Source organism: Wolbachia endosymbiont (group E) of Neria commutata, from assembly GCF_964026735.1.
Classification (GTDB): Bacteria; Pseudomonadota; Alphaproteobacteria; order Rickettsiales; family Anaplasmataceae; genus Wolbachia.
This window is the reverse complement of the sequence record NZ_OZ034692.1, coordinates 1,115,607-1,136,208: the sequence shown is the minus strand read 5'-3', so window position 1 is coordinate 1,136,208 and position 20,602 is coordinate 1,115,607. Positions and strand designations below refer to the sequence as shown.

Here is a 20,602-nt window from a genome sequence, read left to right as displayed (position 1 = left end):
ATGTTATATTTTTATTTATAAGCTTTCTATAACTTATATCATATGTTATTTAATTTTTCAATAATACTTTTTATCTTTGCTGCTTGCTCAAATTCTAAATTTTTAGCATGCTCTTGCATTTGCTTTTCTAACTCCTTTTTACTTCTATCAATATTCACCTCCGGCTCTTTCGTTGCTTTCTCTTGCAACCTATTTGATATAGATTTTACTATAGTTTTTGGTATAATACCATGCATTATGTTATATTCCTCCTGTTTCTTTCTTCTTCTTTCAGTCTCTTTTAGCGCACGATCCAGAGAGCCAGTCATTTTATCCGCATATAGAATTACTCTGCCCTCGGCATTACGTGCAGCACGCCCGATCGTTTGAATGAGCGAGGTTTCTGATCTCAAAAATCCTTCTTTATCAGCATCCAAAATTGCAACCAAACCACATTCAGGAATGTCCAAACCTTCCCTGAGTAAGTTCACACCTACCAAAACATCGATCTCTTTAGACCTTAATTTGCAGATGATATCTATTCTTTCCAGTGCACCGATATCCGAGTGTAAATAACTGACTTTAATATTTAATTCATTCATATATTCAGATAGATTTTCTGCCATTTTTTTTGTCAATGTTGTAATTAAAACACAAAATCCTTTCTTTATAGTAACTTGTGCTTCATGAATGACATCGTCGACTTGGCTCTCTATTGGTTTTATGATGCAGACTGGATCCAGAAGACCTGTAGGACGGATAACTTTCTCTATACATATATTATCAACCTTTGCCAGTTCATACTTTCCAGGGGTAGCTGAAATGTAAATGGTTTGTGGACGCATTTCTTCCCATTCTTCAAATTTTAACGGACGATTATCAAAAGCGGAAGGGAGCCTAAAGCCGTAATTAATTAATTTTTCTTTACGTGCTTGATTACCACTGTGCATCGCACCAATCTGAGGAACGGTAACGTGACTTTCATCAACAAATAAAATTACGTCTTTTGGTAAATATTGAAATAAAGTAGGAGGTGGATCTCCAGCTCCCATTCCATAGAGATAACGTGAATAATTTTCAATACTTTTACACGTTCCTGTTGCTTGCATCATTTCGATATCAAAGTTAGTGCGTTGTTCCAGGCGCTTTGCTTCAACAATCTTATTCTGCGAGTAGTAATAATCCAAACGTTCATTCAGCTCTTTTTTGATTAAATCAACCGCTTGCAGTAATGTATTACGCGGCGTTACGTAATGGCTGTTTGGAAAAATAGTAATTTTATTTATACTTTTGATAGTGTTGCTCGTCATAGCATCAACTTCAAAAATTTCTTCTATTTCATCACCAAATAATGATAGACGCCAAGCCTTGGTTTCAGAGTGGGAGGGAAATATATCAATAATATCGCCACGCACTCTAAAATACCCTCTTTCAAAAATGGTATCAGAGCGTTTATATTGTAAGTCAGTTAAGTTGCTCAAGAAATCATTAACACGAATCTTATCCCCTGCACTTAAAGGTATGGTCATGCTTAGATAGCTTTCAGGCGAGCCAAGACCATATATGCAAGAGACACTTGCAACTACTATTGTATCCCTGCGCTCCAGAAGAGAGCAGACTGTAGAATAACGAAGCATATCAATTCTTTCATTGATCGCAGAATCTTTCTCAATATAGGTATCAGTTTGTGGTAAATAAGCTTCTGGTTGATAATAATCATAATAGGAAATGAAGTATTCCACAGCATTGCTCGGAAAAAATCCCTTCATTTCTTCATAAAGTTGTGCTGCTAACGTTTTATTGTGTGCCATAATTAAAGCAGGTCTGTTTGTTTTTGCTATGACATTTGCCATAGTAAAAGTTTTCCCAGAGCCAGTGACTCCAAGTAAAACTTGGTCTCTTTTATTACTACTCAGCTCTGCAACTAAACTATCGATTGCTTGTGGTTGATCACCAGCTGGCCGAAAGTCTGTAGTAAGTTGGAATTCCATAAGTCCACACTCCTATGTTTTTATTTATTGATATATTAAGTATTATATTGTTTTTAAGATAAGTTGTAACGAGTTTGTTCCTACGCTTCTATAATAGATTCGGTAGTGTAAATAAGATATGAAAAAACCTATCTCTGTCACCGTATAACTTGGAGCTGATCTACAGGCCCAGAGTCTAATATGTATCTAGGAATGCAAGGATTAATAGCGGAGTACGAACGAGCAAAAATTATGGAACAGAATTCGCAGAGGAAAGCTCCACGTGGCAAGAAAAGGTAGTATAAGTGTAATGGCTAGTACACTTTATGGCTATCACTATATAAAAAAAGTGTAGGTGGATGGGCAAGCGAGGTTTGAAGTCAATGAAGAAGAAGTAGAGGTGGGAAAAGGATGCATATTTTTTTTGTAAAAACAGAAGAAAAAAGTACATGGTCTTTATTAACAAATGTAAAAAATGGCAATCCAGGAGAAATATACAAAAAAAGGTTTAAAATTGAAAAGTATTTTCAAGATCAAAAAAGTTCTGGTTTCGATATAGAGAAGACAAAAATTAGGAAATATGAAAGATTTAAAAGATTGCTCTATTTAGTAGGGCTTTCAAAGATGTTTGCAGTATTTTTAGGAAATTTTTTACTTTCTAAAAATACTGGGATTAAAAAAAACTGTCCTTTACATATAGATGTGACCTTAGTCTTTTTAAACTTGCAATTCAAGCATTCATCACATTTTTTAGGCAAGTCCACCAAGCTTTTTCGCAGGCCAACTCCTTTGTCAGGGTAGTTGTAGGGGAGTAAGGTCCACTAGACCCCCTGCGAAAAGGTAGAAAGTAGGTAAAAACGACTAAAAAGCATGTAAAATGAAAGTTTTAGGAGAGGGAAGATGGCAATAAGTTACGTAAAAATAGCAAGAACACCATATATTTTTAGACAATTGACAGGGCTCACAACATCTGAATTTGAAAAAATTGTGGCAAAAGTGCGTCCAGAGTAGGAAAAAATGGAGGCGAAAAAGAAATGTCACGGAAGAAAATCGCATGTTGAGGAGCTAGAAGACAGGATTTTATGTGTTCTAATTTATTACAGAACGTACATAACGCATCCATTTTTAGGGTTTTTGTTTAATTTGCACAACTCAAATATTTGCCGACTTTTTAAGAAAATGTAGCCATTATTGGCCAAAAAAATTACTATAAAAAAGGATAGAACGCTGACGCCAGAAAGGATTTTAAAAATTTTAGCAGACGTCACGGAGCAACCGATACAGCGGCCGAAAGACAGCAAAAAACGTAAGAAAAGTTATTCCGGAAAAAAGAAAGCAACCACAATAAAAACCGAAATTGTGATCGAGGGAAATGGGCAAATTCTGTCGATTTCGAAGTCGTATAGAGGTCGAATGCATGATTTTCGCATAAGGAAACAGGAAAAATTGTTGGCCAAAGATAGCATAAAATATGCCGATTCTGGGTATCAAGGTTGGCAAAAACTGCAGAAAAACGTTGTGATTCCGTACAAAAAACACCGTAAAAAGCCACTAACGGAGGAGCAAAAGGAGCATAATCGGAAGCTGGCATCGTTCAGGATGCGTGTGGAAAATAAGATTCGCGAGATAAAAATCTTCAAAATAATGTCAAATGTTTACCGCAATTTTCAGAAGAAATACAACATGAGATTTAATATTATAGCAGGAATTGTGAATTTGAGGCATAGTTTTTAATAATTTTTGGGCTGGGGATTTCTTACCAGATTTTATCAGCAACTTGCTTCACGTTGTTTCGCAGGGGGTCTAATGAATATGGAAACAAAAGTATTGTTTTTATGTAAAAAAGCAATATACTGAGGAAATAATTTAGTCTGGTGGGGGGAGTATGTTACCACTGCCATTAAGTTAAGAGAAAAGGATGGACTATATTAATAAATCAAGTAAAATTCCTAAACTTAAAGGAAAAATAATATGAGTAAAAAAAACAATAATCGAATTCATAAAAAATAAATTGATAAGTTTAAACTTTATAAATGATCACAAAGTATCACCAAAAGACTTTCTACGAAAAAGAAAATTGCCTTTTATTGATGTATTCATTTTGATTTTCAGAAAAAGTGTGAAATCATTACAAGTGATGCTCAATGAATTTATTCTGTACACGATGAGAGATTATACAGTTACTGCAAGTGCTTTTACCCAAGTAAGACAGAAGCTAAAGTATACTGCATTTTCAGAACTTAATGATGATGTAGTTTCCCTATATTACCAGGATCAGGAGTTTAAAACTCACCATGGTTTCAGGGTACTTGCATTTGATGCTTCTATATTAATTCTACCAAAAAGTGATGAGGTAATAGAGTAGTTTGGCTTAAGAGCAGTATGGAATGGAGTTCAGAGGTTTGAAGATTATACAAGTGCAACCTTTGAAGCTTGTTATGATGTGCTAAATAATATTGCAATAAAATCGGTGTTAAGTAGAGGTGACAGTTATGAAGTTGATTTAGCAACCGATATGCTTGAAAGCCTCAGTTCAGATGACTTACTAATCTGTGATAGAGGGTATGTATCTTATCGATTTATTGCCGAGCTTACGGAAAGGAAAATTAATTATGTAATTCGTTGTCCAAGTTCATCTTTTAGTGAAGTAAACGATATGTTTAAGCCGGGCAGTCCCTCTAGTACAATAGCAGTAGCTACTGCACCTATTAAAGTGGCAAGGCAGCTAAGAAAGCTAGGATTACCTGATGAAATGGAATTTAGGCTAGTTAAAATCATACTTTCCTCTGGTGAAATTGAAGTGCTAATTACATCATTATTAGATGAGCAGCAATTTAAGGTTGAGGAATTTGAAGAGTTATACTACTTACGTTGGGGAATAGAAACATTTTTTTCTAAACTCAAAGGAAGGTTAGGCTTAGAGAATTTTACAGGTAAAAGTGTTGAAACTATTAAGCAGGATTTTTGGTCAACCATTTTTATTAGCAACCTAGAAAGTATTATGACAGAAGATGTAGAAGAGGCATTGAATGCAGACCTAGCTGATAGTAAGCTTGAAAAAAGCATTAATAAATCTGTTTCATTTAATGCAATTAAAAACTTAGCTTTCGATATTTTTTCTACAGAATCGGACATGGATTGCGTTATGGAGCAATTATCTAAGTTATTTTTAACAAACACTTTAGTTGTAAGGAAGGGGAGGAAAGTTGATCTTCATAAGATATCTGATGTTCGTTCACTCAATTACCAAAAAAGGGCTAGAAAACACGTATTTTGAATACTACCCTACTCATTTCTGAAAGACAGTATTCCTGGAGCAACTTTTGTCAAATCTTCTGTAAAATGACTTTTAAATAAGCTATTTCTTAACTAATTTACATCTAAGAGTTTATCTACTTTAAAGTTTGCTCTATTTTGTTTTAGCATTTGCCATAACTCCTTAATCACTACAAACTTTTTTGTTCAATTTTTAGCCATTCCTTCCTTAACTTAATGGCAGTGAATGCTATATACCCCTTTTGGTTGCTTTGGCACTTCAAGTATTTCTACTTCTTCAATTTTTATGTTTTTTCTTATATTCTTTGGTTCAAACTCTGTAATAAACTGAAATGCTTCTTCTTCATTATCAGCCACTACGTCATAAGATACATAAAAACCTTCTCCGATTTGTTTGCTAGGAAGCTTGTTGCTATGAACGAGAATGCGCATGTACTTTGATTTTTTATAATCTCCATTATCTCTAATTCTTCGTAGATTACTCAAAGCATTCATGTTATGTTTATTGAAAAATACTGCTTCTAATGACACTTCTAATGCCTCATCTACATATCCTAATTTCCATAATGCAAATGCGAAAGATGAATACAAACTCGACAATTCCTCATGGTACTCGTCTTGATCAACCTGATGTTTAGTAGCAAATTCGTTAAATATTTCAATCGCCCTATCATAATTCTCAAGCTCATTATGTAAATGAATTAACAAGCTGTTACATAGTGTTAAAAGCCCTACATTCTCTTCTATAAAATCAGTGTTTTTAGTAATAAGCTCCAACTTCTCAAGCGCTTCATTTGTTTTTCCAAGGCGAGATAAAACGCTAGCGTAATTATAATAAAGAGCCAGCTTATTTGGATTTTCAGTATTTAATCCACTTTCATAGCAATTTATAGCTTTTTCATAATTACCAAGATCAGAGTTATGATTGCCTAATAATTCCCATAAACTCCAGGATTCTTGAAATACTTGAACACCTTTTTCTAAGATTTTAACTGCTTCTTCTGTCTTATTAAGTCCTTCACAGATTTCAGCTTGCTCTTCATATAGTCTTGGCTCTGCAAATGGTAAGCTTTCTAAAAGATCTAAGACTTTATCAATCTTTCCGATATGCACAAGCGTTGTCATAAATTTTGAGTACAAATATGGCAGGTGTTCACCGTGTTGATTGTCATCATATTTTACAATAAAATCATTGAAAATCTGAGCTGCTTCATCATAGCTTTGATGTTTGTTATATGAGTCTATCAATAACCCATAGCACAATTCAATAAAACTTCTATCTGTTTGTTTAAAATCAGGATCAGAAATTATCAATTTTAGTTTATATATTGCTTCATCAGTTCTAGAGACTCTATTTAAAGTAAGAGCATAGTTATAATATACATACAATAAAAAAACATCATCAGAGCTTTTAACTTTAAGCGCATCCTCATAGCAATCTATAGCTTCTTCATAATGACCAAGATCACATTTGAAATCACCAAGCATTGCCAAAAACGTAGGAGAGTCTTGAAATACTCGAATACCTTTTTCTAAGATTTTTATTACTTCTTCTTCCTGACCAAGTTCTCTATAGGCTTCAGCCTGAATTTCATATCCATCTGGACAGCCCATATTTTCAAGTTCTTTACCTATTTTTATAGCATTTTTGAAATCACCATTATCAAGATGTTCTTGTCCGTCCTTTATTAAAACACTATAATCCTGCTTCATAAAATCTCAACTTAATTAAATAAATTAACACATATTTTGTAATTATCACTAAATCAGCCAACTCTACTTTCAAAATATCCTTTATCAATTTCTAGTAAATAGTTATTGAATTAAACAACTTATAAGTTATTATAAAAATATTTTTAATTTAAACAACACTCTTATTAACTAATTCAAGGAATAAAAATGCTTACTGATATTCAAGCCACTACCAATAGTGTATCATTTTCTGATAGAACAGTAGTAACAATGCCTACAATTGACCCTGCTTCTCTATCCTCATCCTCTTTGACACAAGAATCAATAGAAGAACTTGATGCTAATTTTAAGTATGCATCAAAAAAAGGAAAAGAGACCCCTGCGAAACAACGTGAAGCAAGTTGCTGATAAAATCTGGTAAGAAATCCCCAGCCCAAAAATTATTAAAAACCATGCCGCAAATTCACAATTCCGGCAATAATATTAAATCTCAAGTTGTATTTCTTCTGAAAATTGCGGTAAACATTTGACATTATTTTGAAGATTTTTATCTCGCGTATCTTATTTTCCACCCGCATCCTGAACGATGCCAATTTTCGATTATGCTCCTTTTGCCCCTCCGTTAGTGGCTTTTTACGGTATTTTTTGTACGGAATCACAACGTTTTTCTGCAGTTTTTGCCAACCTTGATACCCAGAATCAGCATATTTTATGCTATCTTTGGGCAACAATTTTTCCTGTTTCCTTATGCGAAAATCATGCATTCGACCTCGATGTGATCTTGAAACTGACAAAATTTGCCCATTTCCCTCAATCACAATTTCGGTTTTCATCGTGGTCATTTTTTTCTTTCTGGAATAAGATTTTTACGTTTTTTGCTGTCTTTCGGCCGCTGTATCGGTTCCTCCGTGACATCTGCCAAAATCTTTAAAATCCTTTCTGGAGTCAGCGTTCTATCCTTTTTTATAGTAATTTTTTTGGCCAATAATGGCTCCATTTTCTTCAAAAGTCGGCAAATATTTGAGTTGTGCAAATTAAACAAAAACCCTAAAAATGGATGCGTTATGTACGTTCTGTAATAAATTAGAACACATAAAATCCTGTCTTCTAGCGCCTCAACATGCGATTTTCTTCCATGACATTTCTTTTTCGCCTCCATTTTTTCCCACTCTGGACGCACTTTTGCCACAATTTTTTCAAATTCAGATGTTGTGAGCCCTGTCAATTGTCTAAAAACATATGGTGTTTTTGCTATTTTCACGTAACTTATTGCCATTTTACTCTTCTAAAATTTTCATTTTACATGCTTTTTAGTCGTTTTTACCTACTTTCTACCTTTTCGCAGGGGGTCTAATCTCCATAACTCCGTTGTAGTAGCGGATAAAGGCTACGATAGTAATGCTTTTGTGGCTAGTCTTGAGGACAAAAAATGCGAAGTCTCCAAAAAGGAATTGAAAAGTGCAAAGAGATTATGACAAGCACGTTTATAAGGAGAGACATTTGGTTGAGTGTTTTTTTTTGTAAAATAAAGCATTTCAGGCGCATCTTCTCTCGTTTTGACAAAACTGCTGAAGTTTTTATGGGCTTTTTGAATTTCGTTGACGCACTTATATGGCCCTCATAAAATTTTGTTCACAGAGCCTAGAGAGAGCTATATCTATTTGCGAAAAGTATAACCACCCTATTGTTTCTCGATTAAAATGTAGGTTAGAGAAATTAACTACTTAGTTAAGTCTAGAAGCAATATGGCGGAAAGGGTGGGATTTGAACCCACGACATATTTTCATATGTGCATGCCTTCCAAGCATGTGCTTTAGACCACTCAGCCACCTTTCCATGCTGTCTATAATATGGGAAATTGCGCAACCGAACAAGGCTTTCCTTTTTAACACCTTGTTCAGAAACCAACCTACTATAGTTCTTTCCAAAGCAAATGATAAGAATATAATGCCTGTTTAGGCATACAAGATTTGTATTGAGGGGCGCTATAGTAAGTTTCAGCACTTTGCAACCATAGCTTATCCCTTCACAACAGCTGCTCCTTTGCCTGATTCTGTGCGTATTTTGTTTCTCCAATTTGTCGGTGTATCTATATTACTACCACTGTCTTCCAAGCTTGTTATTAGTTCACTTGCTTTTTTCATGACTTTTTCAGGGAAACTAATTGTTTCAGAAAATTGTAATTCTACAGATCTTTCACAATATCCCTGTTTAATAGCATTACAAAGAGGGATCCCTTCGAGCAGGTAATTTCCAAACATTTCTTTTTTTGTTTCGTCGCTTAATCGATTGATCATCTCCATATCATTATCACTTACTTCTACAATCATCCTGCCTTTATTCTGTGCATCACAATACAATGTGATCTCTAATCCCTTAAGTGTTAGCACAACACGCCCATTGCCTAAAAGATTAGAATAATTTGTTATTCCATTGTTTTTTTCGATCTTTAGTGTATTTTGACCGATTTTTACTATACCACCACCGGATTCTACTAAGCTTTTTGCTCCATTTATAAGTTTAGCAACATCAACTATACTATCCGGCGAACACTCAATGAAGAAAGTAGTGTTATCTGTTTCTAGATTTTTGAGTTCACCTTGTACTACTGCGCTTTCAACGATTCTATGAAATTCATTAATATGCTTAGAAAATTCTTTAGTGGCTTTTTGTAAATTAATTTCATGATCTTCAAAAATTCCTGATTTCTTTAACGCATCGTTTATTTTGTGATAATTTTGGTCAAAAACTGCTCCTTTTGATGTTAATTGGCAGATGATACTGCTAACAATTTTTACGCTCTCTTTTACTCCTTCTAGTTTACCAATTTTTTCCGTTACACAATTTGTAAAACTACACTTACCACCTTGAGCATAATTTATTCTAATTCCAGCCTTCAAAGGGAGAGTAGACCGGTGGAACTTCCCCACCAGTCTCTCGCAGAACTGTGCATGAACCTCGCGACTCACACAGCTCCCATTATTCAGTCTTTTGCCCTAAACCAAGTGTCCAGTGGTAAAAAGTATTTGGCTCTTCTTTCCTCATTTTTCCTAGAAGTTGCCTTGCTAGTCTTCCATGATTTCGAAGCTTCTTATACTTTCTTCTGACCCACTTTTCTAGGTGCCGCTCTATGTTTCTCAGAGGTTTGTATATCTCTTTCCTGTAAAACCTGCCATAGTACTGATACCAGCCTCTGACTATTGGATTTACTATCTTTGATATTTCCTCTGATGTTTTGTGTGTATTTCGTAGTATTTTCCATGACCTTATGGTTGTAGTAATATTTTTCTTGGCCTTGTTGCTAATCGCAGGAAGAAATGAAACAAAATGCTTTCCTATTTTATTTCTTGCTAACCTGGGTCTAAATGTATAACCCAGAAAATCAAAACTTTGTTTAGGAAATTCACTTTTCCTATTGTCATCCTTGCAGTACACAATTTGTGTCTTTTCAGGATGTAATTTTAGCTTATACTCAGCCAATCTTTCTTCTATTGCTACCCTCATAAATTCTGCCTGCCTACTACTCTTGCAGTGCACTATCGCATCATCTACATACCTCTCAAATGCTATTGTTGGGCACTTTCGTCTCATCCACTCATCAAATACATGATGCATAAATATGTTTGAGATCAGCGGGCTTGTTGAACCTCCTTGCGGAACTCCTTTTTCCCTAACTACCTTACCGCCATCTGCTTGCTGAATTGGAGCTTTTATCCATCTTTCAACATACAGTATGACCCATTTGCAGTCTGTGTGCCTTTTGATAGCTTGCAATGCCAACTCGTGGTCCAAATTGTCGAAAAATCCTGCTATATCAAGATCTATCGTCCAATCGTACCACCAGCATCTTTTCCTCGCAGTTCCTACCGCATCCAGTGCAGATTTGTTTGGTCTATAACCATATGAATCTTCATGAAACTTCGGTTCTACTAACGGTTCTAGATACATTGTAGCTGCTGTCTGCGCTATCCTGTCCGATACTGAAGGAACACATAAAATTCTTTGTCCCCCTCCCGTACCTTTTGGTATTGCTACAGCTTTTACAGGCTCTGGAAAATAACTTCCAGATGACATCCGATTCCATAGTTTATAGAGATTATCTTTTAGATCTTCCTCAAACTTTGTTATCGAAACCTCATCTACACCAGCAGCACCCTTGTTTTTGGACACTTGTTTATAAGCTCTCCTAATAAGTTGCTTCGGTATATCAAAAGACTTTGTTTTATTCATTTACTCCTCCCTTTCGGTTGACAAATAACTAAAACTGAATAACTCAGCCCCTTCGCTCCATTCCCATTACAGAAACTTCTTCACTACTACGAGCTGATCCGCCCCTGTTTTCCGTATCGGTACTCTCACCCTTGGAGTTTAGCTCCTTGGATTTCTCCCTTATCATCGAAACGACAGGTTCCCGTAGTTCCACACAATAGCCTGAAATAGATTCATGCCACCTCTATGCCGGACGCCATCTACCCAGTAAACAAGTTCCTGATAGACTTATCCCAGGTTAATCAAGACCCCCTGGTTTTGACGCCACCTAATTGTTTTCGACACTTCATCAGTGGTTCACTTTCGTTCATCTTTCTATTCCATACATGACGCATAATTACGCCTTTTCCATAATGCTCACTACCTTGGCTCTTTACCAAAGCAGCTTATGGTTGTTTGAAGCCTGCTCTTGTAAACCGGCTTCGAGGGGCCCACCCTCATCTATTGCGTAGCTTTTGCACTTAGTTTGCTCTTTTCAGAACATTCTTTGTGTCCCTATGGCACACCAAAATCTCCAACGGTTATGGTTCCTTGCTGTCTACCTTTGATTAAAAAGTACAAATTAAACGCTTGCACAATTACGTATGAAAATCCATAAACACAGAAAATCAAAAAGTAAACCCACCATATCTTCTGTTCTATTAAAGTGGCTTCTTTACAAGTGGTGCTCAGAGATATTCTTTCAGTATTATTCCTTGCAAATAATCTTACTGATAAAATATTAGAAAATACATCTACCATTCTACCTGTAATTATTGATCCATACTCTGAAAAAGTAGTTGAAAGGTGTACTAACCTTTTCAAAAAAGTAAGAGATAAAATTATAAACAATGCAGCCCAAGTAAGCATTGCGATTGCAAAGCTAGAATTTACTGTCCATAGTGCATAAATAGCGATACTAAGAGCAAAGGCTTGATGAAGGAATATTTCCACAACAATTTATATTATTTCAGGAATGTTATCTACCAGATTGTTTATCTTATTTGCAAGACTGCCTGCGAAATTATTTTGATAATAATGATGACTTTTGCCAAGCAGCACCTCAAAACTTGAGTCATTAATTTTTTTATGGAGATTTGGAACCAGTGAAATATCAACAAGATACTCATATAGCCTATGAATGCACACCATACAAAACAATATCAAAACATAAAGCGCAGCAGGAGTAGTCAAATGTTCAAGCATATTTTCAGCAGGCGCTACAGCAATTCGATCCACAATAATTTTTATCATATAAGGACTAAAAGAGTGGTCAATTGCCCAAAATAACGGGATAAAACACATGAGAATAACTTGCCACTTGAATGGATGCAGCATTTTCAGGATGAAGGATATTACTTGCTTTGTTGTAATGTTATTCATAACAATATAATGCAGCAGAAAAATTATTTTTCAACTGCAAAGTGAATTTTCTTTATTTTGGCTAAACTTCTCTATATTCAATTGATCAGTACTATTTAACAACTCAGTATCTACTTCTGTGAACGCTTGATTATTATAATGAATAGCAAAACCTACACAAATTAGAGATACAGCAGTGGATGCTATAGTTGAAAGTAGCATTATTTCTAAGCTTACTAAATTCATTGAAAACAATACTGCTATTATTGAATCAACAATAATAAATACCCCAGTAGCTGCCATAAAAATGTCAGACATTTTTTTGTATGAAGCTTTTAATTCAATGCGTGTTTTTAGATCACTCAATTGCTCTGATAATTCTGTTTTTGTTTCTAGCAACTTAGTCCTTTCTTCCCACAATATAAATCCTTTATCTAGCAATTTAAATAATTTGATTGCTTCTTTCAATTCTTTGATTCTTTCCTTTATTTGTCTAATTTCTGCCTTTCTTGATTCGTTGCGCTCTTTATTTTTTACGGTTGATAATAATACATCTGCTTTCTTAAGTTGTTTCTCCATTGCTTCATATTCTTGCTGATCTTTCATTTCTTGAAATTTCAAGTCAAGTTTCTTAAATTTCTCTTCTACTTCTTTTTCCTCTTGATCCTGCAATTCTTGTAGTGCTGTATCATTTTTCTGTAATATATCTTCAATCTCTTCTTCTGTTAATGATTCATCAGTGCTATTAATTGCTAAAGCAATGGGATATCCACTAAGTATCAAATGGTGTTCATTAGTTGATAACTCATGATATGCTTTTGTGATATTATTAAACTCATCTTCTTTATCTTTTTCTAGTTTTCCCAGTTCTTTTCGGCAATCATATGACCACTTTAATTCATAATACTTTTTTCTTATCTCTTCTATAGTGGAGCTTCTATCTACTTCTAATAATTCATAGGAATCGCCACTCACACCTATACCCCAACCTCAATTCACTGATTAAATTATACATTAAAACTGTATTTAATCAATATATTAAAAATTACTTACTCAAAACTTTCAGGTGACCGTAATAAATATACAGTGAAAATAAGTTCTAATATTACTGCAGATAAAACAAGAAGAGATACACTGATTACTTGGCCATTGTAGACATAACTTGTTAAGCCTATAAAAATAGCCATTATAAAAGATCTTATACATGATATCGCAGATGAGGCCGTACCCTTAATTTCAGGAAAAACATTCACTGATACATTAAAAACTATTGCCTGGCAGATTGCAGCACCAGTAGAAAAAATTATCATAGATAGTGTTATCAAGTAAGGAGAATAAGGTGTAAATACACTTAGTATTGTAAGTAGTAGAGCGCCAATAACGATAACAATTGTACCATTAATTACGCACCATCTTGCTCCAAGTTTTTGTAGGATTTTACCAGAGAATAAGCTAGTTAGAGAAAAAGAGCCTACAATCAAACCTTGATGTAGTGCATAAATTTTGCTTGGCAACCCAAAAGTTTCCATATATAAAAATGGTCCACAAGTAATGAATGACATATATGCAGAAGTAAAGAGACTTGATATTAAGGACAGTGCAACGAATTTTGAGCTAGATAATAATTTTTTGTAATCTTGCATCATTTTTTTTAAACTGAAAGCCGTGCGGTCTTTTTTTGTTTCTGGGAGCGCTAAAAGTAGTGAAATCCAAGAGATCAAACAAATTACTGCAACAGTTGCATAATTACCACGCCATCCTACAGCTTCATTAATAAAGCTTCCTAAAACAGGTGCAATTGCCATTACTACAGTTAAAGTTGCATTCATAATACCTATAAACTTTACTGCTTTGTCACCTTGATAACTATCTGCAACTATGGCAAACGCAACTACAGATGCGCTTGCACCAATACCTTGAATAAAACGAGCAATTACAAGCCAAAAAACCGACGGTGCAAATACGCAACCAATAGCACCGATTAGCAGCAAGGTACTACCTATAATCATCATTTTTCTTCTGCCGTAGCATTCGGACAATGGACCAAAAAACAGTCCGCCAATGCAAAAGCCTAAAAAATTGTAAGCAATAGTTAATTGAATCGTCCCTTCCGGTACGTTAAAATAGCGAACTATATCAGGAAAACTAGGTACGGAAATGTCAATTTCAATAAATTTAGCAATTAGAGATAGAATTAATAGAAAGGGTAATAGCACTGAAAATTTTGTTATATAATGTTTATTATTATACTATGGCTTTTGAGCGATGACAAACAGATAATCCCTAAGGTCTTCAGCAATGTATAGTCTCACAACTTCTCCTTCTGATGGTCATTTCTCATATATCATATTCCGGGACTATACAGTTACTCTATTCTCCCTACCAGTTTAAGTTTTCTCTAATTCAGAGTTGGAGTTAAAAATGATACGCTCTCGAAAACTTAATTGAGTAGATTGATTCCTGCTAAAAGACAGCATTATGCCAAGTGCAATACTTGAAGAGAGTAGAGATGATCCGCCATAACTAAGTAAAGGTAGGGTTATACCGGTTGTAGGGAAAACACTTAGTGTCACCCCTATGTTCATTATAAATTGTGTAATAAATTGAATTGATATACCAAGAATCACAAGTAGATTAAATAGTACACTTTCCCTATATGCAACATAAAGGAGCCGCATTGCAATGATGCCAAAGAGTATTAATGCAATTAAACACGTAATTAAGCCAAACTCTTCTGCTAAAACAGAAAATACAAAATCTGTATGACAATCAGGAAGGAGCATTTTTATGTTGCCTTCACCTGGTCCCACTCCTGTTAATTGACCTCTTTTAAATGCTTCCAGTGATTTTATGACTTGAAAATTATCACGCTGCGTGAAAAAGAGAAAGTTGTAAATTCTTTGCTTTACGTGTGGAAGATAAAAATAAGCACCTGCGATACCGGTTGTTACTATTCCTCCTATGCATATAAAATATACAAATGGAATGCATGCAATAAACATCTGACACATCCAAGAATATGTCAAGAGCATAGACATGCTAAAGTCAGGCTGTAAAAGCAATAATACAAAAACTAACAGAAATATTATAATTGATATATGTACTTTAAACTTTATTTGGCTGGCTAAGCTACTGGCTATAACGACAGAAAAAAATGGCCTCATAAATTCAGATGGTTGAATCGACATTTTGAAAATATATAGCCATCTTTTCGCGCCTTTTGCTTCTGCACCAAGTGTTATTACAATCACCATTAGAACGATAAATAAAACGAAACTCATGAATGATAGATTAAGTATGGCCTTTATATTGAGAAAAGAAAATGTTATTAGAGCAGCCAGTGATAGAGCTATATAGACTATGTGGCGTTTTATAAAATAATCCTGTGGTAAAGAAAGACGCTGCGCTATTGCTGGACTTGCTGAATAAACAAGAATAAAGCTTATGGTTAGCAAAAAAAACACTGGTATAATCAGATAATAGTCTAACGTCCTATACCAATGTTTAATATTCATTTTGTTCCGGTATGTAATGCTACTATTCCGTAACTCATATTACGAAACTCAACATTTTTAAAACCAACATCTTCAATTTCTTTTTTAAAATCAACTTGTGTTGGAAACTCCCTTATACTTTTTACTAGGTATTCATATGAACTTTGATCTTTAGCAATTACGCTGCCAATTTTGGGGATTACTTTGAATGAATATAGGTCATAAATTTTAGTAAATGCCTTATTTTGATAGTGCATAGGAGCAAATTCTAAGCAAATAAATTTCCCATTTGGTTTTAATACTCTATGTATTGCGCTCAGAGCTTTTTTTCGATCAGAAACATTTCGAATACCAAAAGCTATGGTGCAATAATCAAATTCAGCATCTTCAAATGGCAAACTCTCAGCACTTGCACACACCCAATTGAAGGTCAGCTGGTTTGAATTTATACATTTATCACGTCCTTTATTCAGCATATTTTGATTTATATCGCACACTGTAATCTTAATGCTAGGATCTTTTTTTGCGATTCTTATTGCGATATCTCCAGTTCCACCTGCAACGTCTAAAACCTTAGAATTTTTGACAAAATGAACACTATTTACCATTTTATCTTTCCAAAGCCTATGCATACCTAAACTCATTATGTCATTCATTATGTCATAATGATTTGCTACGGAATCAAATACCTCTTTAACTAACTGCGATTTATCCATACTATCCCTCTGGATATTTTTTACATATTCTGCAAGCATTTTAGGGCTATTTTTCGCATAAAACCACTTTCTACCTTTATACATGTCCTGCAAAAGCGGTATTCATGCCATTGAAATCTGTTAAGCTTCTGATTTTCTCGTCAATTTTTAAATTAAAATTACTATTGATTTTCAACACATAACTGAAGTTGTTTTGTTTACTGAGTCTAGAATCAGCCCCCAAGCGCTGGTCCATCATGATCACCGCTAACAGATGGTGAAGAACCTGGATCAAAAGATTGGCCTTGATGGTAATCTTGATCATGATGCGTTCCACCACCAAAATTATCAAAATCATGACCCATCTGATCATTTAAATGTGGAAAGTTACCTGAATCATGTCCTTCACCGCCATCATCCTGAGGAGCTCCTCCTTCCCCACCTGAGAAAAATTCTGCTAGCGCCTCAAAAATTTTTATGCCAAACATATTACCTGACTTTCCAAATAATGTTACCAAACTAGCACCACTTATCAAACCTTCAAACACATTATTATAAGCAGCGATTGCCCCTTCAAAAAAAGTAAAAAACCACTTTAATCCTTCTGTAATTGTTGCAATGGAATCACTATGGCCAAGTCCGAAACCGCTTTTTTCTCCAGCAGATTCTTGATGTTGATCCATAGCTTGTAACATTCCTGTGTCTGGACCCATAACTTTTCATTCTAAACCTTTAGCTACTATTTTATCACAAATATCGTAAAATATCAATATTTTTTCATACGTAGGCCCTGTTGTCTTAAGATATTGTTGTCACACTTTATAAAGTTAATTATCCTAAAAAGGTCTATTGATAACACCGAAACCGTACAGTATGTTTGTTAATAAAGAGCCAAAAACAATGGAACAAAAATTAGTATATTACTTTAGCAAGAGCAGATGTGAAGGCAATGCAGAAATGAAAAATCTGCTTGGAGGAAAAGGGGCGAATTTAGCAGAAATGTGTAACGTTGGTATTCCTGTTCCTCCTGGTTTCACAATTTCTACTTCTGCTTGTAAGGTTTACTACCAAGGTAATGAATTGCCAAGTAGCCTATGTAATGAAATCAAAAATTACATGACAATGCTTGAAAGTGACATCGGTTGTAAATTTGGGGACTCAACTAATCCTTTGTTAGTTTCCATACGCTCTGGTAGTATCAACTCAATGCCTGGTATGCTTGACACTATTTTAAATGTTGGTCTAAATGATGAAACTGTCGTTGGGCTTGCAAAAAAAGGTGGTGAACGCTTTGCTTACGATAGCTACTGCCGCTTTATTACTATGTATTCCAATGTTGTGTTACAACTGAGCCACAATTTATTTCAAAGTGTTATTGAAAATGAGCAACGAAAAAATGGAGTAAAAAGCTTAGCTGAGCTTGATGTTGACGTTTTAAAAAAAATAGTTGGAGATTTTAAAAAAATAGTACATGAAAAAACGGAGAAGCATTTTCCTCAGAATGTTGAGGAGCAGTTATTAAGCTCGGTAAATGCAGTGTTTGCATCTTGGAAAAACGATAGAGCCATTTCCTATAGAAGAATACATAATATTTCTGAAGACCTTAGAACTGCAGTGAACGTGCAAGCAATGGTTTTTGGTAATTTAAACAATAATTCTGCAACTGGCGTGATATTTACACGTAACCCTTCAACTGGAGAAAAAAAGTGTTTCGGTGAGTTTTTGGTCAATGCTCAAGGTGAAGATGTGGTTTCTGGCGTGTATACCCCTATGCAAATTGATGGGGATCAAAAAAATACTATGGAAAAATTAATGCCTGGTGTTTATAAAGAGCTACGCGAGATATGTGAAAAACTTGAAGGGCACTATCAAGATATGCAGGATATTGAATTTACTGTTCAGGACGGTAAATTATGGATTTTGCAGACTAGATCTGGTAAGCGTACAGCTGAGGCCACTATTCGCATAGTAGTTGATATGGTAAATGATGGAACAATCACAAAAGAGGAAGGAATACTGAGAATTGACCCAAAAATTTTTGATAATTTATTGCATCCAATTCTTGATATTAAAAGTGATCAAAAAGTAATAGGGAAAGGGCTTCCTGCTTCCCCAGGAGTTGCTTCTGGATATGTAGTGTTTAGTGCAAGTGATGCTGAAAAAGCTGCAGAGCAGGGCAAAAAAGTAATTTTAGTGAGATCAGAAACTAGCCCTGAGGACATTAATGGGATGAATGCTGCAAATGGTATAGTAACAGCAAGAGGAGGGATGACATCACATGCTGCTGTTGTGACAAGAGGAATGGGTAAGCCATGTATTTGCAGTGTAAGTGGACTTTCTATAGATAAGAATGGAACTTTTTTTCTACTTGGAGAAACAAAAGTAAATAAAGGTGATCCAATTACCATCAACGGCGGTACGGGGGAGGTTATGCTCGGCATTTTGCCTACAGTTTTGCCTCAGTTGTCGAATGAATTTAAAACAGTGATGAGTTGGATAGATGAGATCAAAACAATCAAAGTTAGAGCAAATGCTGATACTCCAAAAGATGCAAAAATTGCCAAAGAATTTGGTGCAGAGGGTATAGGTTTATGCCGCACAGAACATATGTTTTTTGCGAGTGACAGAATTGAATTCATTCAGAAATTGATAATAGCTGATGATGAAAATGAAAGAACAAGTGCACTTAGTAAATTGGAAGAGATGCAGAAGTCCGATTTCAAAGAAATATTTTCTATCATGGAGGGAATGGAAGTAACCATACGCTTGCTTGATCCCCCATTACATGAGTTTTTGCCTAATAATCAATCTACTATAGAAAAAATTGCCAAATCGCTGAATAAGTCAGTTGAGTCAGTGGAAAGTAAAATAGCACAGTTATCAGAAAAAAATCCAATGCTTGGTCATCGAGGCTGCAGGCTTGCTATTTCTCATCCTGAAATATACAGCATGCAGATCAGAGCAATACTCAGTGCTGCAGATGAGCTAAAAAAGGAAAAAAATGTGAAAATAAAACCTGAAATCATGATTCCTTTCATAATGAGCGAAAAAGAATTTGTCTTGATATGTGAGTTGGCGGAAAAAGAGGCTTCTATCATTCAAACTGGGATCCAAATACAGATTCCAGCGTCACGCGCTGGAATGACACCAGATAGGGGGTATGCAGATAAGACTTACTCAATTGGAACGATGATAGAACTTCCACGAGCAGCATTAATTGCTGATAAGTTAGCAAAACATGCAGAGTTTTTTAGTTTTGGTACTAACGATTTGACGCAAACCACCATGGGGCTCTCAAGGGATGATTCAGTTAATTTTCTTGATTCCTACAAGGAAAACAACATATTTGAAAATGACCCATTTGAAGTTCTGGACATTGAAGGGGTAGGAGAATTAATCAAAATAGCTATTGAAAGAGGTAGAAAAACCCGCAAAGAAATTAAACTTGGTATATGTGGAGAGCATGGTGCGGATCCAGAATCTATAAAATTCTTTATTGAATCAGGTTTGAATTATGTTTCATGCTCACCTTATAGAGTACCAATTGCAAAATTAGTTGCAGCACAATTCAGTGTTAAGCCTAAAAAACATTAGACATAAATTTCCTAATCATAAACGATTTAATGTTAATTTAAACAACAGAGAGATATAAGCAATCAATTTTACGATTATTTAATTATTGATATGATACATTAGGTAATCATATATGGAGGGGATATGGATGCTAAAGTAAATTATGTGGGAATTGCAAGACGTGCTGTAGCGGCTGTAATTGACTACGTTTTGTGGACGGTAATAGCGATTGTTTTAGCCTTTTCTCTATTCACGTTTCCTGCATCATCAGACAATATGGACAGTTCTTACGATTACTTACTTAATTCTGAAA

14 protein-coding genes, 1 tRNA gene and 4 pseudogenes are annotated in these 20,602 nt (G+C 35.0%); 6 read left to right on the top strand and 13 right to left on the bottom strand.

The genetic code is table 11. The annotated features are described in order from the left end of the window. Positions 1–38 precede the first annotated feature (38 nt). A complete protein-coding gene (gene uvrB / locus AAGD89_RS06030) occupies positions 39–1,970 on the bottom strand; it encodes an excinuclease ABC subunit UvrB (protein WP_341808144.1) in 1,932 nt (643 codons plus the stop codon). A 390-nt stretch (positions 1,971–2,360) separates the two neighbouring features. Here uvrB and AAGD89_RS06025 point away from each other — a divergent pair, with 390 nt between their 5' ends. The 3 genes and pseudogenes from AAGD89_RS06025 (at position 2,361) to AAGD89_RS06015 (ending at position 5,226) form a co-directional block, all read left to right on the top strand. Then, positions 2,361–2,750 carry a hypothetical protein gene (locus AAGD89_RS06025; RefSeq protein WP_341808143.1) on the top strand — a complete coding sequence of 130 codons (390 nt, stop codon included), beginning with the start codon at positions 2,361–2,363 and terminating at the stop codon, positions 2,748–2,750. Between the two features lie 99 nt (positions 2,751–2,849). Further along, a pseudogene (locus AAGD89_RS06020) lies at positions 2,850–3,683 on the top strand (transposase). Positions 3,684–3,939: 256 nt separating this feature from the next. Then, a pseudogene (locus AAGD89_RS06015) lies at positions 3,940–5,226 on the top strand (IS4 family transposase). Positions 5,227–5,438: 212 nt separating this feature from the next. Here AAGD89_RS06015 and AAGD89_RS06010 read toward each other — a convergent pair. Then, a complete protein-coding gene (locus AAGD89_RS06010; RefSeq protein WP_341808142.1) occupies positions 5,439–6,938 on the bottom strand; it encodes a hypothetical protein in 1,500 nt (499 codons plus the stop codon). A gap of 186 nt (positions 6,939–7,124) precedes the next feature. On the opposite strand from AAGD89_RS06010, the gene AAGD89_RS06005 reads away from it, so the two are divergent. Then, on the top strand, positions 7,125–7,325 hold the full coding sequence (locus tag AAGD89_RS06005; RefSeq protein ID WP_341808141.1) for a hypothetical protein: 201 nt from the start codon (positions 7,125–7,127) through the stop codon (positions 7,323–7,325). 35 nt (positions 7,326–7,360) lie between these two features. Here the strand turns inward: AAGD89_RS06005 and AAGD89_RS06000 are convergent. Further along, a pseudogene (locus AAGD89_RS06000) lies at positions 7,361–8,193 on the bottom strand (transposase family protein). A 197-nt stretch (positions 8,194–8,390) separates the two neighbouring features. Here AAGD89_RS06000 and AAGD89_RS05995 point away from each other — a divergent pair. Further along, positions 8,391–8,541: pseudogene (locus AAGD89_RS05995) on the top strand (IS5/IS1182 family transposase); the annotation flags it as partial. 122 nt (positions 8,542–8,663) lie between these two features. Here the strand turns inward: AAGD89_RS05995 and AAGD89_RS05990 are convergent. The 10 genes from AAGD89_RS05990 to AAGD89_RS05945 all read right to left on the bottom strand — a co-directional run bounded on the left by AAGD89_RS05990 (position 8,664) and on the right by AAGD89_RS05945 (position 17,429). Continuing rightward, positions 8,664–8,753 (bottom strand) — tRNA-Ser (locus AAGD89_RS05990). A gap of 182 nt (positions 8,754–8,935) precedes the next feature. Beyond that, entirely contained in the window at positions 8,936–9,817 is an 882-nt protein-coding gene (locus AAGD89_RS05985; RefSeq protein ID WP_341808140.1) for a hypothetical protein, read from the bottom strand. Between the two features lie 79 nt (positions 9,818–9,896). Beyond that, positions 9,897–11,147 carry a group II intron reverse transcriptase/maturase gene (gene ltrA / locus AAGD89_RS05980; RefSeq protein WP_341807935.1) on the bottom strand — a complete coding sequence of 417 codons (1,251 nt, stop codon included), beginning with the start codon at positions 11,145–11,147 and terminating at the stop codon, positions 9,897–9,899. 534 nt (positions 11,148–11,681) lie between these two features. Then, complete coding sequence (locus AAGD89_RS05975) at positions 11,682–12,119, bottom strand: hypothetical protein (RefSeq protein ID WP_341808139.1); 438 nt, start codon at positions 12,117–12,119, stop codon at positions 11,682–11,684. Between the two features lie 6 nt (positions 12,120–12,125). Further along, positions 12,126–12,548, bottom strand: a complete 423-nt coding sequence (locus AAGD89_RS05970) for a hypothetical protein (RefSeq protein ID WP_341808138.1) — start codon at positions 12,546–12,548, stop codon at positions 12,126–12,128. 30 nt (positions 12,549–12,578) lie between these two features. Then, on the bottom strand, positions 12,579–13,502 hold the full coding sequence (locus AAGD89_RS05965; protein ID WP_341808137.1) for a DnaJ domain-containing protein: 924 nt from the start codon (positions 13,500–13,502) through the stop codon (positions 12,579–12,581). A 74-nt stretch (positions 13,503–13,576) separates the two neighbouring features. Beyond that, positions 13,577–14,743: a multidrug effflux MFS transporter gene (locus AAGD89_RS05960; protein ID WP_341808136.1), complete on the bottom strand. Its 1,167-nt coding sequence runs from the start codon at positions 14,741–14,743 to the stop codon at positions 13,577–13,579. Between the two features lie 171 nt (positions 14,744–14,914). Continuing rightward, positions 14,915–16,042: an FtsW/RodA/SpoVE family cell cycle protein gene (locus tag AAGD89_RS05955; protein ID WP_341808135.1), complete on the bottom strand. Its 1,128-nt coding sequence runs from the start codon at positions 16,040–16,042 to the stop codon at positions 14,915–14,917. Further along, a complete protein-coding gene (gene ubiE / locus AAGD89_RS05950) occupies positions 16,039–16,737 on the bottom strand; it encodes a bifunctional demethylmenaquinone methyltransferase/2-methoxy-6-polyprenyl-1,4-benzoquinol methylase UbiE (RefSeq protein WP_341808134.1) in 699 nt (232 codons plus the stop codon). The genes AAGD89_RS05955 and ubiE overlap by 4 nt, the downstream gene beginning before the upstream one ends. Positions 16,738–16,949: 212 nt before the next feature. Continuing rightward, positions 16,950–17,429, bottom strand: coding sequence for a hypothetical protein (locus tag AAGD89_RS05945; protein ID WP_341808133.1), 480 nt, complete (start codon positions 17,427–17,429; stop codon positions 16,950–16,952). 187 nt (positions 17,430–17,616) lie between these two features. On the opposite strand from AAGD89_RS05945, the gene ppdK reads away from it, so the two are divergent. Next, a complete protein-coding gene (gene ppdK, locus AAGD89_RS05940; protein WP_341808937.1) occupies positions 17,617–20,310 on the top strand; it encodes a pyruvate, phosphate dikinase in 2,694 nt (897 codons plus the stop codon). Positions 20,311–20,602 lie beyond the last annotated feature (292 nt).